Source organism: Chamaesiphon minutus PCC 6605, from assembly GCF_000317145.1.
Classification (GTDB): Bacteria; Cyanobacteriota; Cyanobacteriia; order Cyanobacteriales; family Chamaesiphonaceae; genus Chamaesiphon; species Chamaesiphon minutus.
On record NC_019697.1, the window covers coordinates 85,694 to 100,388 of the forward strand.

Sequence of the window (14,695 nt, forward strand, 5' to 3'; positions counted from 1 at the left end):
ACTGTAACAACCCGAAAATTTACCGATCTCAAACCTGCTAAATAAATTACAGTTAGAGAAGCTAATCAAATATCGAGATCGTATCAGACGGGGAAAACTGGCTATGCACCTAAGCGAAATCACCCATCCAAACCAGTTGCACGGTTTATCAGTTCGGCAACTAGAGCAAATCGCGCTAGAAATCAGAGAAAAACATCTTCAGACCGTGGCGACTAGTGGCGGTCATTTAGGCCCAGGTCTAGGTGTTGTCGAGCTGACGTTGGCACTGTATCAAACATTGGATCTCGATCGAGATAAAGTTGTTTGGGATGTGGGACACCAAGCTTATCCCCATAAATTAATCACGGGCAGATACAATCGCTTTCACACGCTCCGCCAGAAGGATGGAATTGCAGGCTATCTCAAACGCGGAGAGAGTAAGTTCGACCACTTTGGAGCCGGACATGCGTCTACAAGCATTTCTGCGGCCTTGGGAATGGCGATCGCTCGCGATCTCAAGGGTGAAAACTTTAAATGCGTAGCCGTCATCGGCGATGGTGCGCTGACAGGGGGGATGGCTCTAGAAGCGATCGATCATGCGGGACATTTACCCAAAACTAATTTATTAGTGGTGTTAAATGATAACGAGATGTCGATCTCGCCCAATGTCGGTGCAATTCCGCGCTATTTAAATAAATTGCGCGTCAGTCCGCCGATTCAGTTCCTCAGCGACAACATTGAAGAACAACTCAAACATATTCCATTTGTAGGCGAATCGATTTCGCCCGAACTCGCACGAGTCAAAGAAGGGATGAAGCGGCTTGCCGTCCCCAAAGTTGGTGCGGTATTCGAGGAATTAGGATTTACCTATATCGGCCCTGTAGACGGCCACAATCTGGAAGAATTGATTAGCACCTTTGAAGGTGCTCATAAACATGCAGGCCCTGTCATCGTTCACGTTGCCACTACCAAAGGTAAAGGATACGCCATCGCCGAAAGCGATCGCGAAGGCTATCACGCTCAAAGTCCCTTCAATCTCGCCACTGGCAAAAGTGCCCCCGCTAGTAAACCCAAACCACCGACTTATTCCAAGGTATTCGCCGATACCCTGATCGCGCTGGCAGAAAACGACCCGCGCATCGTGGCAATTACTGCCGCCATGGGTACGGGGACTGGTTTAGATAAATTCCAGGCCAAATTACCCGATCGTTATGTCGATGTCGGTATTGCCGAACAACATGCAATTACGCTCGCCGCTGGTTTAGCCACCGAAGGGATGCGTCCGGTAGCCGCGATTTATTCGACTTTCTTACAAAGAGCCTTCGATCAGATCGTCCACGATGCTTGCATCCAACATCTCCCGGTATTCCTGTGTCTCGATCGAGCCGGAATCGTTGGAGCTGATGGCCCGACACACCAAGGGATGTACGATATTGCTTATCTCCGCTGTATTCCGAATATGGTGCTGATGGCTCCCAAGGATGAGGGCGAATTACAGCAGATGTTAGTTACTGGTATCAATTATACCGATGGGCCGATCGCCATGCGCTACCCGCGCGGCAACGGTTACGGGGTGCCATTGATGGATGAAGGTTGGGAAGAATTACCGATCGGTAAAGCTGAAATACTTCGTGAGGGTGATGATGTGCTGATGATTGCCTACGGCTCGATGGTACACCCGACGCTGCAAGCGGCTGGACTCCTGAGCGAACACGGCATTTCGGCGACGGTAATTAATGCCCGATTTGCCAAACCGCTAGATACCGAACTATTTGCGCCATTGGCTCGATCGATCGGTAAAGTGGTGACGGTGGAAGAAGGTTGTCTGATGGGTGGTTTTGGTTCGGCAATTGCCGAATCGCTGATGGATCTCAATGTGGTGGTACCGATTAAACGAATCGGCGTCCCCGATATCTTGGTAGAACATGCCACTCCCGATGAGTCTTTAGGTAGTTTGGGTTTAACGAGTTCTCAAATCGCCGAAACTGTCAGAACTACGTTTTTCACCCAAAAGCCTGTGGCTGTAGGTGTCTAACTCAAAGCATTAATTCCCAAAAACCAAAGGTAGGGACAATGTCTTGTCTTGCTGAACCGTCGGGAAACAAAGGCGTGCGCAAGCCGCTTCATGAATTGCCCTTACCTTTGTTTTTGGGACGATGGCTCTGCTGTCGTTTCGGAATAAGGAGTGCTTGCGATCTCTTCTGGTGCTTGGAGAACCCGGATCTGGGGGTGCCGACCCCCAGACCCCCCGCTGAGGAGGCGGGACGCCGCCCCTCAGACTCCCCTGCGTATGTGGATTGTCTGTGCAAAGTATATATGGGGTCGGTTCGGACTTAGTAGCTACGGGGTAGGGTTTGACTGGTAATAGTCTTGGTGGGTTGGGCACGAAGCCCTCCCCTACACATGACTTAGGAATGAGGATTTAATAATATACAGATCTATCCTTTCTCGATCCGTCGGTAGGGGCAATTCATGAATTGCCCCTACCGACGGAGGAATTGCACGTTATTTAATCCTCATTCCTTACCGTGATGAGTGTTCTTTGTCCCCTTGTCTCCTTGTCTCCTCGTCCCCCCCGTCCCCCCGTCTCCCCGTCCCCTTGTCCCCTAACTCCCTAAATCCAATCCGGAATTGTTAACCTAGAAGAGGTAGTTAAGATCGATCGCCATTAAAACTAGGAAAAAGCGATGAAAGAGGTTGTTGGTGAAATTAGAACCCACATTTTGATTCTGGTAGCACTAGTCGGGACAATGTGGGGACTGGAAGTTCTCGATACGTATGTTTTTCGTCACGGACTCGATACCTTGGGTATTTTACCCCGACAGCCAATTGGGTTGCGGGGGATTTTATTTGCGCCATTTTTGCATGGTAGTTTTGGCCATTTAGCGGCAAATACAGTTCCATTCATTATTCTCGGTTGGCTGATTATGGCGCAGAGTGTCTCTAACTTTGTCGTTGTCTCGGTTATTTGTGCGGTGCTGGGTGGTTTGGGAACGTGGGTGTTTGGTGCTAGAGGTTTACATATCGGTGCGAGTGGGCTGATTTTTGGATATTTGGGGTTCCTACTGGCACGATATTATTTCGATCGCCGCCTCAGTTCTGGGCTGGTAGCTTTATTTGTCGGGACTACCTATGGAAGCGTATTGTGGGGAGTTTTACCCTCAATGCCAGGGATTTCCTGGGAAGGACATTTATTTGGTTTCCTCAGCGGGATCTTTGCTGCCAGCTTTGTGCGCGATCGCGCTTCGTCGCGGGTGTAAGTTAAGCAAAAGTAGTTCATTTAGCTGTTAAATATCGTACAAAAGTCCGATTTAATTCGATCGGAGTTCTGTGAAAATAAATGAAAGTTGAAATATATATTTCGACAGACTGACATTTTGCATCACCACTAAATCTTTTGTATGCATTCTCTAGAACCAGAAGAAGAAGATTTCTTATTTTGTCCATCGATTGAATGGGACGATCTGTATCCAGAAGAGACTTTTGGCGATCGATTGCGGCTTTTCTACAACCAGTTTAACAGCAGTACCCGCGCACTGTTGGATGATTCCCTGTTTCGGGAAATTGAGTATAATTCGATAGTTATCAGTTTAGAGATACTATGCTCCAATCAGATTATTCATAAACGTTTGAGCCAAAAACATCAAAAAATTGGTAATGAAATTCGCTGGATTTGGCCGGATACAGTTACGCAGTTTGAGATCGGTACCAAGTCGCCCGATTGGTATGGGCAAGTTTTTAAGTTGTAGAAATGACCCGAAAAACAATGCTGCCGTAGAGGCTGCGACCGTTTACCGCTACTTGCTGCCCGATACTCACTACTAAAGATTCGGATATCTACCCGATCGAGAGTCGCCCTGCCGCCTAAAATAAGGATAATGCTCGAATATTAGGCTATGGATAACAATAACTGGCTGCAACAAATTTTAATGCTAGGTCTGGGTACGACGACACTAGTGGCCGATCGCGTCCGCGAAGTCAGCGAACAGTGGGTTAAAGAAGGTAAGATCGACTCCGACCAAGCAAAATCATTTGTCGATGACTTGATGGGGCAAATGAAGTTAGATCCAGCGAATTTTGAAGCCCAGATGCAACGCACGATTCGGAATACCATGCAAGATCTGGGCGTACCGCGTCAAGCCGAAATGGACGAATTGCGCGGACGCATCGATAGACTAGAACGCCAAGTCCGAGAATTGGAAAATAAATTATGGAAATAGGCAAAACTTGCCAGCAATTATTTCCATAATTTGAATTTATCGCTCCATTGCCATTGCCACTAGCCCCTGATGACTATAATCAGATAGTGGTTCAAATCAAATTGAGTATGAAAGAAATTTTAGTCAGTTTAGGATTGATGCTCGGATGCGGTATCCTAATTCTAGTCTTTCAGTTTGCTGTCGGGAGACCAGATGCGACTGCCGAGCCAGCTCCCTTAGCCAATATAATTGCGACCATCGACCGATCTGCTGCTAATCCCGCTAACTTAATTGCCATGGATAATAACGAAAATCAAGTGACAACTGCTTCGGGACTAAAATACGTGGAGATCGCCGAAGGTACTGGCGAAAGCCCCGCCAAAGGTCAAACTGTATCGGTTCACTATACTGGTACGCTAGAGAATGGCAAGAAATTTGACAGCTCTCGCGATCGCAACCAAGCATTTGAATTTCAAATTGGTGAAGGTCAAGTTATTAAAGGTTGGGACGAAGGACTCAGTACCATGAAAGTCGGCGGTCGTCGCAAGCTGATTATTCCAGCCGAATTGGGATATGGCGCGCGGGGTGCTGGTGGCGTAATTCCTCCCAATGCTACTCTGATTTTTGATGTAGAACTACTCAAGGTCAAAGGATAACAGCGCGATGTGATGGCGGCGGCACAGGCTACCGTCATTACCCCAATGTAGATTTGGGAACATCACCTATCGAATGATGGTCATGGAGAAAAGAGGATGCCCGAAACAACCCTATTCACCATGAGTCAATCACTTTCCCTATCTTGGTCCCAGCTTGAGGAAAACCTCCCTCGAACCAGAGTGCAAGTAGCTAAATTAGACAAATTACCGAACAATGAGCTGATCTTGCTCGCTCAGTCTGGATTGCGTACAGATCGAGCAGCTCTAGCCGAGCTAATGCGTCGGCATCAGTCCCATGTGGATCGGATTTTGTACCACTTGGCTCCAGACTGGCAAGACCGAGCGGATCTAGCTCAGGAAGTATGGATTCGGGTCTACAAAAATATCAAAAGTCTCAACGAACCCGAAAAATTTCGCGGTTGGTTGAGTCGAATTGCGACCAATCTATTCTATGACGAGTTACGCAAACGCAAGCGCGTTGCTCCACCACTGTCTTTGGATGCACCGATTAATGTGGGTGATGGCACAATCGAGTGGGATCTTCCTTCCGATACACCCAATCCCTCCGAACATCTGAGTACGGTTGAGTTTTACGACCAATTGCGAGTAGCAATCGCCAAATTACCCGCAGCTTTTCGCACGACCATTGTCTTACGAGAAATTGATGGTTTGTCATATGAAGAGATTGCAGAGGTGACAGGAGTCTCGATTGGCACTGTAAAGTCGCGGATTGCTAGAGCTAGAGCCGGACTACAATCACAGCTCACTGGATATTTTGAATCGTAACTAATTTTCCTTAACTGGGAATATTAGCAATATATTTAGATTTAGCAACACTCGCTAGAATTAAAATTATTTTTAAGTTAGGACACACACAGGGTTAATTTGAGGATCGGAACATGACAGACAACTTCGATTGGGAGCGATCTGGTGCTATTTTAGACGAACGCTTCGAGCTGCTTAGTGCCTATCTTGATGGCGAGGTGACGGCGAGCGAACGACAACAAGTCGAAGCATGGCTCGCCACCGATCGCGCATTTCAACACCAGTATCGTCAGCTACAACAGATTAACCAGGCCATGCCGTGCCTGACGGTGCCGAGCAGCCAATCGGCTGAGGCTTTGGCAACGGGAGTATTTGGTAAACTCGATCGCCAGCGCAATCGCAAATTTGCCTGGTTTGGCGGTGGCGCGATCGCCGCTACGTTCTTAGCCGCACTAACTGGATTGGGTGGTTTATTTGGCGGTAACAGTATACAACAACAATTTGCGAATAACAAAGCCAACACTCCAGCACCACTAATGCTGGCATTAAACGATCCCATTCTATCTATTCCCGCTAAAACCGAGAATGCGATCGAACTACCAATGACTTCGCCAGAAGTCAATGCAGACTAAGATTCCAGTGCCGATCGATTTCACTCTCAATAAGTACGATGTCCGTGAATGAGGATACAGTACTTATTTTTGAGTGAAATTGCTAGGGGTCGCATTTCTATTGAAAGTTGCTCTAGCTCTTTAGTTAATTTCCAATCGCTTTAACATGGCGGCGCGCGCTCGATCGGCTAAACTGTCATCTAGCGGAGCGAGATCGATTTCGGTTTGATACTTATTCTGGAGAGCGGTTTTAATCATCCAGTCGGCGATGAATGGGTTCTTGGGAATTAATGGCCCGTGGGAGTAGGTGGCGATCGCATTGTGGTAAAACGCGCCTTCTGTGCCATCTGTGGCGTTATTGCCATAGCCTTTAATAACTTTGCCTAAAGCTTCGGCATTGGGGCCAAGAAAGGTTCTCCCGCCGTGGTTTTCAAAGCCGACGATTAGCGGTTTTTGCCCGCCTAGCAGCTCGGTAAGTTCGGCGGCGAGTCTTTTGGCAGTAATTTCAAATACCACGTTGCCAATGCACCGCTGGGTGTCGATGCCAGGATGTTTGGTTTCGAGATCGATGATGTTCATGCCTTCGATTTTTTCGCCCAATCCTGGCTCGTAAAATTTACCCAGCAGTTGGGGCGAACCGCAGGTAAACACACCTGGCGCGCCTGCATCTAATTTAGCTTTGATGGCTGCGGCTTTGGCTCCAGCCAAGTCGCGCATGACGATTTCTTGTTGGCGATCTTGGGCACCGCCACCTGCCATAATATCGACTTGGTGGATCAGATCGGGATCGGAATCGCGATCGTAGGGGATGACTTCGACGTTAATTCCTCGCCATTGCGCGCGTTGTTGAATGGCAATGACGTTGCCGCGATCGCCGTAAGTACTCATCAGGGTAGGATAGAGCCAGCCAATTTTTAGTTCTAGTACTTGGGTCATGTGGGGATGGGGAGACGGGGAGACGGGGAGACACTTGCTTCCTAAAGCCTAAAGCCTAAGCACTATATTATTTTATTTAGTTACCAGGACAAAACCTCTGGTTTTACCAGAATCGGTATCTGTCGTTCTAATTGCTTGCCATAAATCGACGGCTTTGACCCAGACTGGGGGATATTTATAGCGAGAAACATCTAAAATTAGAAAGCGATCGGTACGTTGATTGTAAGCTGCGATGGGGGAAATATGACCGCCGCGTTCTTGGCCGATCGTTTTGCGTAAGTAATTGACGATCGCAAAATTATCTCTTTTTGCTAGATTTTGCACGAGTAGCGATCGAAATTGCGCTAAATCGACGTCGGAGCCATGGTAAACGGTAACTTTTGCCCCGTGACTGGCTAATAAGCCCCCTAACTGCGCTAATGTCATTCCCCGTTTGGAAACTATATCTGGAGAAATGACTTTTTTAGCCTCTTCTCGATCGAAAAAATTATCCTGAGTAAATACGCGAAAAGGTTTATGTTGAGCTGATTCTGGAGCGGGTAATCCTAAAGCATTTAATACCATTACACTACTAGCTACCCCACAATAAGCCTGATTGATTTGGGTAACAAATTGATTGCTTAACAGAAAATAATCTTGTTTGGCTTGGCTCTCAACTAAGAGTTGTTCGCCATCACTAGAACTAAACGGAATCAGTTGGGGTGATAGTGGTAGTGTTTGAGCGAGTAGTTTAGGATTATTTAGGGTTAAGGTAAATAATGCCAAAAAACAGAAAAATTTATGTTTCATTGCATTTATTATCTCGACTGATTCTCGTTTTCGATCTCACATCTCAATTTTATATTTAAAAAAGCAGGCGATCGCAAATGTTAGTCTTATTGTAATTAGCCGATGCCTATACTGTGGGCAGTGCTCACCCTACTTCTGCCCACCATTATACGTTTGAGGTTACAAGTATTGAGTTTTTCCTATTTGGATCGCTAGTCAATCAAATTAAAATCAGATTATAAAATCTTTTTCCCCGTAAGAATTTCGCGGACATCTAGCATGGCAGAATAGGTAGGAATAATATGGAGAGTTTCGGTTGTTGCGGTGAGTTCTAAAGCGGTATCGATCGCGTCTTTAAGATCTTCTTTGACGATAATTTTACAACCTTTATCTCGATCGATCTTGCTGTATTCTAATCGCAATGCCATATCATAGACTCGATCGCCACTAACGACGATAGTGCCGCCAGAATTGACAAATTTTTCGGTATCGACATCCCAAATCCACGACACATCGGTACCATCGGGGGTGCGATCGTTGAGTACCATCAGACTAACAGCTCCATTACCCGCCTGCTTGACTTGAGAGACAGCGCGGATGGTTTCGTTCATACTGGCGGGATTTTTGGTTAATAAAATCCGCACTTTTTTACCGTTATAGACTAGTTCTTCCGATCGACCGAAGGCAGCTTGGAAATTACCGATCGTATCTAGAATAACTGACTTACTAATCCCGATCGATTCCATGACGGTAATGGCAGCAAGGGTATTATATTTATTGTAAACACCGATCAATACTTGCGGCCATTCTTTACTGTCGATCGAGAGTTTACTTTTAGTAAAATCACATTTAGGGCAATCAAAATCACCTTGGTGGGAAAGATACACGCCCTTATATTCAAGTGCAGTTCCACAACTAGGACAGTAAATAGAGTCTACAGCATGAGGAATTTCATCTAGATATAACTCCGGTTCGCTCAATCCAAAATATTTAACTTGTTTGGGTTTGTCTCCAGTCGTTAATTGTTGCCCCAAGTGCGCCAAAGCTGGATCGTCGCCATTGGTAACGAGAATTGTATCGCCATCTAATGCGGCAATTGCTTTGCCCCAACGATAGGTAATTGTATCGACTTCACCATATCGATCGAGTTGATCGCGAAATAAATTGAGCGCGAGGACGTATTTGGGTTTGAGTTGGGGGATTACGATCGGAATTACGTTTTCATCTACTTCCAGAATCCCGTAATCGGCTTTAAGTTTACCTGTCAGACTCGTGTTTTCTAATAACGTGGTAATTAAACCATTGACGAGATTGGCTCCGGCTTCATTATGGACGACTTTCCAACCATCTTTTTCTAAAATATCCCGTAGCAATAGCGAGGTAGTAGTTTTACCATTCGTCCCAGCGACGACAATTACACCATACTTAATCTGTTGAGACAGCATGGTTAAAATTTGCGGATGTAGCCGTTTGCCAATGGTACCTGGGAGCACGCTCGCAGCACCTAGTTTGAAGGTGCGAATTGTCGAGGTAATTGTTTTGGCTGCAAATACCGCAATTCCCAATCTGATTCGATCTAGTAAATTTATCTGCACCTTGATTTAGGGGTTAGGGATTAGGGGATAGGGATTAGGTTTTAGGCTTTAGGCTTTCTGAAGGTGGCTATTATATCAAGACTTGGGGACGAGTATTCGTACCTGTTACGGCAGAAACGATCGATAAGGCGACAATTGGTGCGGTGATGGTGCGCAGAATCTGCCGTCCGAGCGATACTAATTGAAAGTCATACTCGATCGCGCGATCGATTTCACTAGGCGTCCATCCGCCTTCTGGGCCGATCGCGATGGTAACCCAATCGGTAATTGGGATTTTAGATTGCAAGCATTCTAGCAGATGGGGTCGATCGCCTCTAGCTTCGCACCAGTAACGATTTGCGTTGCCAATACTGGCGGGTAGTTGGCTGAAAATGGTCTCTAAAGGTTGTGATTCTTCAATTATGGGGATTGTCAGTCGTTCCGATTGTTCGGCGGCTTCTTGGGCAATTTTACGCCATCTCTGAAGCTTTTGCGGGCTGGGTACCAACAGGGTGCGATCGCTAATTGCTGGATAGATGGTGGTGACGCCGAGTTCGGTGCAAGCACGCACGATATCGTCGAAGTTATTGCCTTTGGGGAGCGCGCAGATCAACGTAATAGCAGGAGAGAGTTCCCGATTGGCAAGGACATCGATTTCGTTATTAAGTGTGCTAATTATGCGTGCATTTCCAGAGCTGGAATGTTGTTGAAAACGATCGATCTCAAGTGCTGCCAGATAAAGTTTTCCAGTACCATCGATGGCTTGAAATTGGGCACCATTTTGGAGACGAATGACGCGAGTCAAATAGTGACATTGCTCTGGCGTCAGCGCGATATAGTTGTTGTCGATTTGGTTAGGCGCGATTGCGATACGTTGCAAGGTATTTAAGCTTAGTTACCGATTGACTACAGGATGTTTTGCGGGTATGCTATATATGTGCTACTTAGATCGAATGATGGGGAATACTAGCAAGTATGACTCGAAATGTACAATCATAGCGTTCTGGTAAATAAATGCTTGTATCTACCACTAATCTAGATCGATGCTATCAGTTATTAGGAATCTGTCGAGGAGCTACGCTCGAAGAACTGAAAACTGCCTATCGTTCGTTAGCCCGTAAATGGCATCCCGATCTCAATCCTGGGGATTTGGAAGCACATCAACGCTTCATCACACTCAATCAGGCTTACCAACTTTTACTCGACGGGATTGCCAATTCCACAGAAGATCGTCCCAATTCTACCGGATCGACGCAAACAAAGTCTCAACCATCAACTCCCCCCAATTCAAACGTTAGAGTCACTACTCCTAAATCTCAGCCGAAACCAGCCACAAGCGATCGAGCGGTTAAAAATGAATCTGAATTAAAATGGCAATTATATTATGAATTGCAATCGTTGTTAAAGCAACAACAATTTTTAAAAGCGATCGTCTTAATTGAAGGTTTGGCTCATCACTCACCACAAGATCCACAAGTTTGTCAGTGGCAAGGAATTATCTATTCTCAATACGGACATCAATTAGTACAGCGCAGAGAGTTTGATAAAGCGCGTATTTATCTCAAGAAAGCTCTTAAAGTCGATCCGCACAATCGTCAACTGTGGCAAGAAGTAGATCGCGCCTTCAATCGGATTACTCAGTTGAGTTAGAGGGATTGGGAGAGGGGGAGACTGGGAGATTAAAGTACGTAGTGCAAAAGCCTAAAGCCTAATCCCTAAAGCCTAATCCCTAAAGCCTAAAGCCTAAAGCCTAAAGCCTAATCCCTATCCCCTACCCCCTACCGCTCGATACTGACAAATCCAGCCTTCTCTAGCAAGCTTTGTCCTTGCTTGGTTTTGAGTAAATTGGCATAAGCTTCGCCAGCTTTTTGACGACCTGGGTCGGTGGTTTTAATAATCACATAAAGTTGGCGAGTGAGGGGATATTCTTGAGTTTTAATTACTTTAGTCTCTAATTTATTACGTTGTCCTTTGTTGCAATCTGCAACAGATTTCAATGGTTCTTGATAGGGTTTGACTAAATTATCTGCCGTTTTACCGATCGCCAACGGTTTGGTACTGCAATAATCAACTATAACTTCCTTAGCAGCACCGAAGTAAATCCCGCCAGGATTCTTAGCAACTTGCTGTAAGCCTTCAGTCGTATTGCTAACGGTTTGAAATTGCAATTTATCCTCTTTCTTCAATACTAAATCCTTGAAAGAAGAAACCGTTCCACCCGCATTCTCTGGGCGAGAAAAGGCCACGATCGGGATATTTTGACCGCCAACTTGACTCCAATTAGTAACTTTTCCTATATAAATATCTCGTAATTGGTCTAATGTTAATCCGGTAAGTTTGAGCTGAGGATTGACAACTACACTCAGCGCGTCATAAGCTACGGCTTCTTGTTTTAGTTGATTTGTCTTGACGCGATCGTCATCTTTGTATTTAGATTTTTCTAAAGATATCGAAGATTGTGCAAAATCAATGTCGCCTTCGAGCAGCCAGCAAATCCCAGCATTAGAACCTGGGTTACTGCTACACTTACCATTTTTAGTCGATTTGAAATCAGGAGAACTGGCATCTGTATAAACGATATCAAATTGAGGATATACACCTCTAATCGCAGCATCGATCGAAGATTGTAACTGTCGAGTAGTTGCCCAACTCGTACTTCCCCCAAATTTAAATACCCCCTGCGGCACATCTTTAATTGCTGTAAAAGATTCACCCGTACTCTTACTACTAGTTCCTGGTACTAGAGAGTTTCTATTACCTAAAATATACATTGCCAAAGCAGAGAATAATAACAATAGTGCAGTCGATACAACCAAAACTGGTAGCAATTTTTTGAATGGGGACAGTCTGTGCGGAGCTAAAGGAACTGCCAGCGGTGCCCGATTGGCTACCTGTATCTGCTGTCTCTCAGAGATCGTCGGGGGTGGTGGTGGTTGATAACTGATATTCTGACGGGTGATTATTGGCGATAAGGCCGCAATTTCTCTAAAAATGGTTGCTGTAGTATCTGGACGTTGACGAGGATCGTCTTGCATCAATCGATCGATGAGATTCGAGAAGTCGGTAGATACATTTGTAGTTTTATCCCGCCAGATTAACAGATTGCGATATGAATCGTGTAGCTCGACTGGCTCTTTACCCGTGAGTAGATACACAAAGGTACGTCCCAAAGAGAAGAAGTCCGACTGAGCGGAAGTCTCTCCTAGCTCCTGCTCTGGAGCCGCATAACCGGGCGTAAAGATCCGCGTCTTTTGTCCGCTAGCAGTATTAACGGCGGCTTGCTTGACTGCACCAAAATCGATCGCGACTAATTGTCCGTCGGGTTGGAGAATGATATTACTCGGCTTGATATCGCGGTGAAAAATGCCGCGCTGGTGAATTTCTTGGAGGATCTGTGTCAACTGCGAGAGCCAACCAATCGCCGTTTTTTGGTCGATCGGTCGCTTCATCACTTTGATATACTCTTCTAGATCCATCCCAAAGATCCGCTCCATCACTAGGCAATGTAGGGCTGTCTGGGAGTCTTTGGGAGAGTATAAAAAGAAATCTTCAACTAAGGGAATACCCGAAATCCCTTCGCCAGCAAGACTTTCTAGCACCCGATATTCACGATCGAATAATTCGATCGCTTTGGTATTATTACTTTTGAGGACTTTTAAGACTTTGGGCACCCCACGCTCGGTAACTTCATAGGTATCCCCAAAACCGCCTTTTTTGCTCATTAATTTGGCAACGCGATATTTGCCTGCTAGGAGCAGTTCTGAGCCACAGTTTTGACAAAATAACATCCGATCGGAATTGTCCGATCGCATACACTGAGGATTGATACACAGACTCATGCAACCTTAGCTCGATCTACGCAGGTATAGACAATACTCCTATTGTATCGTTTCGGCTAGTTTATGCGATCGGCTATAAGTCTGGATGCGATCGATCGGAATCATCGATCGCACGCGCCTACAGCTATTTTAACTTGTCAATAATTTTCTTAATCGCTGCCTCTTTTAATCCAATATATTTGGCATCGAGAATCATTTCCCAGCTTTCGATCTGACGATCTGGTTGACTGTTGCGATAGTCAATCAGATTGGGAATAAATTTGACGCTAGTTTTTAGTCCCGATCTTTCCATACTTACAGTAAGTTGCTGTTGATTCAGAGTATTAATTAGATTGAGGGTATTAGTCGCTTTAGTCGGATCGATCGATGATAAGAAATTTGATGATGTCTTACTGTTTGCGATAGATTTACTTGTTTTTACAGCAGCTAACTCTTGTGGCTCTGGTTGTTTCGGAGGCTCTAAGTTACTAACAACGGGTGATGCTGGAATATCGCTCGTCTTAGCTATTTTATTGCGGGTAGTGGACTTAGTTGTATTCTTAGGCGTAGCTACTTCCGGCTCTGGTTGTTTGGCTAAAGCTTCATCGCTAGGAATAGATGGTAATGGAATATCGCTGGTTGTAGCTGCTTTCTTACTTATAGTAGATTTAGTCGTTTTCTTCGGAGCGGTTGTTTGCTCTGGTTGAATGGGTAAAGCTTCCCCACTACGAATAGATGACGAGGTGATGCTAGATCGAGCTGTTTGGTTGTGTGGAATAGGCTCAATAGTTGTAGCTGCGCTCTCTGTTTGTGACGATCGATCCGAGTTAAGTATATCTAAAATCTCATCGTGCTTAGTAAGTCGATCTAAGATCGGTTGAATTTGTTGCGAGATCTTAGCTTCTAGTACTGGTAATAATGGCTCTGCCGAAGTCAGTGTGTCTAAGATCTTATCGTGCTGAGCCAGTTGCTCTAAAATCGGTTGGAGTTGTTGAGATATCTTAGCTTCTACGATCGATTCTACTCGCTTTAATGATAAACGATCGTCTGTCTTATCACTAACATTAACTGCTGGCTCTCCTGATAATAATGCAAGTTGAGCTATCGCCGATTTTCGATTACTATCGTCGATCACAAAAGCATTCACCATTTCCGCTTTTGCTAAGTTTTTTTCTTTAGCTCTTACGGCTGCATAATATTCTCGATGTCCCTCAATAACTTTATACTTGCCAGCTCCAGTTTCTTGTAAGATTAACGGACGCAGTAACCCATCAACTTCTAAAATTAAATCGGCTAATTGTTCTAATTCAGATTCGATAAAATTTGCTCTTGGCAAACTCGATTTAATTGATTTTACATCTACAAAAAAACATTTAATCATTGATTATA

Annotated in this window: 14 protein-coding genes; 8 read left to right on the top strand and 6 right to left on the bottom strand. The window is 45.3% G+C overall.

Features of this window, described 5'->3' with window-relative positions; all coding sequences use genetic code 11:
- Positions 1–103: 103 nt before the first annotated feature.
- The 7 genes from dxs to CHA6605_RS00480 all read left to right on the top strand — a co-directional run bounded on the left by dxs (position 104) and on the right by CHA6605_RS00480 (position 6,231).
- Positions 104–2,014 (top strand): 1-deoxy-D-xylulose-5-phosphate synthase, encoded by a 1,911-nt coding sequence (gene dxs, locus CHA6605_RS00450; RefSeq protein ID WP_015157581.1) that lies wholly within the window; start codon positions 104–106, stop codon positions 2,012–2,014.
- 652 nt (positions 2,015–2,666) lie between these two features.
- The gene (locus CHA6605_RS00455; protein ID WP_015157582.1) at positions 2,667–3,239 is read left to right on the top strand and encodes a rhomboid family intramembrane serine protease; all 573 of its coding nucleotides are present in this window, start codon (positions 2,667–2,669) and stop codon (positions 3,237–3,239) included.
- A 141-nt stretch (positions 3,240–3,380) separates the two neighbouring features.
- A complete protein-coding gene (locus CHA6605_RS00460; protein ID WP_015157583.1) occupies positions 3,381–3,728 on the top strand; it encodes a hypothetical protein in 348 nt (115 codons plus the stop codon).
- 147 nt (positions 3,729–3,875) lie between these two features.
- Positions 3,876–4,199, top strand: a complete 324-nt coding sequence (locus CHA6605_RS00465; protein ID WP_015157584.1) for a phasin family protein — start codon at positions 3,876–3,878, stop codon at positions 4,197–4,199.
- A gap of 107 nt (positions 4,200–4,306) precedes the next feature.
- Positions 4,307–4,834: an FKBP-type peptidyl-prolyl cis-trans isomerase gene (locus CHA6605_RS00470; protein ID WP_015157585.1), complete on the top strand. Its 528-nt coding sequence runs from the start codon at positions 4,307–4,309 to the stop codon at positions 4,832–4,834.
- A 120-nt stretch (positions 4,835–4,954) separates the two neighbouring features.
- Positions 4,955–5,620, top strand: coding sequence for a sigma-70 family RNA polymerase sigma factor (locus CHA6605_RS00475; protein WP_041548545.1), 666 nt, complete (start codon positions 4,955–4,957; stop codon positions 5,618–5,620).
- 113 nt (positions 5,621–5,733) lie between these two features.
- Positions 5,734–6,231, top strand: coding sequence for an anti-sigma factor family protein (locus tag CHA6605_RS00480; protein WP_015157587.1), 498 nt, complete (start codon positions 5,734–5,736; stop codon positions 6,229–6,231).
- Positions 6,232–6,351: 120 nt separating this feature from the next.
- On the opposite strand, the gene CHA6605_RS00485 is transcribed toward CHA6605_RS00480, so the two are convergent.
- From CHA6605_RS00485 to CHA6605_RS00500, 4 genes are all read right to left on the bottom strand, one after another.
- Complete coding sequence (locus CHA6605_RS00485) at positions 6,352–7,146, bottom strand: type 1 glutamine amidotransferase (protein WP_015157588.1); 795 nt, start codon at positions 7,144–7,146, stop codon at positions 6,352–6,354.
- A 72-nt stretch (positions 7,147–7,218) separates the two neighbouring features.
- Positions 7,219–7,935 (bottom strand): phytochelatin synthase family protein, encoded by a 717-nt coding sequence (locus tag CHA6605_RS00490; protein WP_015157589.1) that lies wholly within the window; start codon positions 7,933–7,935, stop codon positions 7,219–7,221.
- Positions 7,936–8,150: 215 nt separating this feature from the next.
- Positions 8,151–9,509 (bottom strand): Mur ligase family protein, encoded by a 1,359-nt coding sequence (locus tag CHA6605_RS00495; protein ID WP_015157590.1) that lies wholly within the window; start codon positions 9,507–9,509, stop codon positions 8,151–8,153.
- 70 nt (positions 9,510–9,579) lie between these two features.
- A complete protein-coding gene (locus tag CHA6605_RS00500; protein ID WP_015157591.1) occupies positions 9,580–10,368 on the bottom strand; it encodes a 16S rRNA (uracil(1498)-N(3))-methyltransferase in 789 nt (262 codons plus the stop codon).
- Positions 10,369–10,502: 134 nt separating this feature from the next.
- Between CHA6605_RS00500 and CHA6605_RS00505 the strand changes: the two genes are divergently transcribed.
- A complete protein-coding gene (locus CHA6605_RS00505) occupies positions 10,503–11,138 on the top strand; it encodes a J domain-containing protein (protein ID WP_015157592.1) in 636 nt (211 codons plus the stop codon).
- 128 nt (positions 11,139–11,266) lie between these two features.
- Here the strand turns inward: CHA6605_RS00505 and CHA6605_RS31095 are convergent, their stop codons facing one another.
- Entirely contained in the window at positions 11,267–13,327 is a 2,061-nt protein-coding gene (locus CHA6605_RS31095) for a serine/threonine-protein kinase (RefSeq protein ID WP_015157593.1), read from the bottom strand.
- Between the two features lie 124 nt (positions 13,328–13,451).
- The gene (locus CHA6605_RS31100; protein ID WP_015157594.1) at positions 13,452–14,687 is read right to left on the bottom strand and encodes a ParB N-terminal domain-containing protein; all 1,236 of its coding nucleotides are present in this window, start codon (positions 14,685–14,687) and stop codon (positions 13,452–13,454) included.
- Positions 14,688–14,695 lie beyond the last annotated feature (8 nt).

Excerpts from the sequence above, each read along its gene's own strand:
- dxs (WP_015157581.1), top strand. The coding sequence starts at position 104 with ATGCACCTAAGCGAAATCACCCATCCAAACCAGTTGCACGGTTTATCA.
- CHA6605_RS00470 (WP_015157585.1), top strand. The coding sequence starts at position 4,307 with ATGAAAGAAATTTTAGTCAGTTTAGGATTGATGCTCGGATGCGGTATC.
- CHA6605_RS00475 (WP_041548545.1), top strand. The coding sequence starts at position 4,955 with ATGAGTCAATCACTTTCCCTATCTTGGTCCCAGCTTGAGGAAAACCTC.
- CHA6605_RS00505 (WP_015157592.1), top strand. The coding sequence starts at position 10,503 with ATGCTTGTATCTACCACTAATCTAGATCGATGCTATCAGTTATTAGGA.
- CHA6605_RS00460 (WP_015157583.1), top strand. The coding sequence starts at position 3,381 with ATGCATTCTCTAGAACCAGAAGAAGAAGATTTCTTATTTTGTCCATCG.
- CHA6605_RS00490 (WP_015157589.1), bottom strand. The coding sequence starts at position 7,935 with ATGAAACATAAATTTTTCTGTTTTTTGGCATTATTTACCTTAACCCTA.
- CHA6605_RS31100 (WP_015157594.1), bottom strand. The coding sequence starts at position 14,687 with ATGATTAAATGTTTTTTTGTAGATGTAAAATCAATTAAATCGAGTTTG.
- CHA6605_RS00455 (WP_015157582.1), top strand. The coding sequence starts at position 2,667 with ATGAAAGAGGTTGTTGGTGAAATTAGAACCCACATTTTGATTCTGGTA.
- CHA6605_RS00465 (WP_015157584.1), top strand. The coding sequence starts at position 3,876 with ATGGATAACAATAACTGGCTGCAACAAATTTTAATGCTAGGTCTGGGT.
- CHA6605_RS31095 (WP_015157593.1), bottom strand. The coding sequence starts at position 13,327 with ATGAGTCTGTGTATCAATCCTCAGTGTATGCGATCGGACAATTCCGAT.
- CHA6605_RS00480 (WP_015157587.1), top strand. The coding sequence starts at position 5,734 with ATGACAGACAACTTCGATTGGGAGCGATCTGGTGCTATTTTAGACGAA.
- CHA6605_RS00485 (WP_015157588.1), bottom strand. The coding sequence starts at position 7,146 with ATGACCCAAGTACTAGAACTAAAAATTGGCTGGCTCTATCCTACCCTG.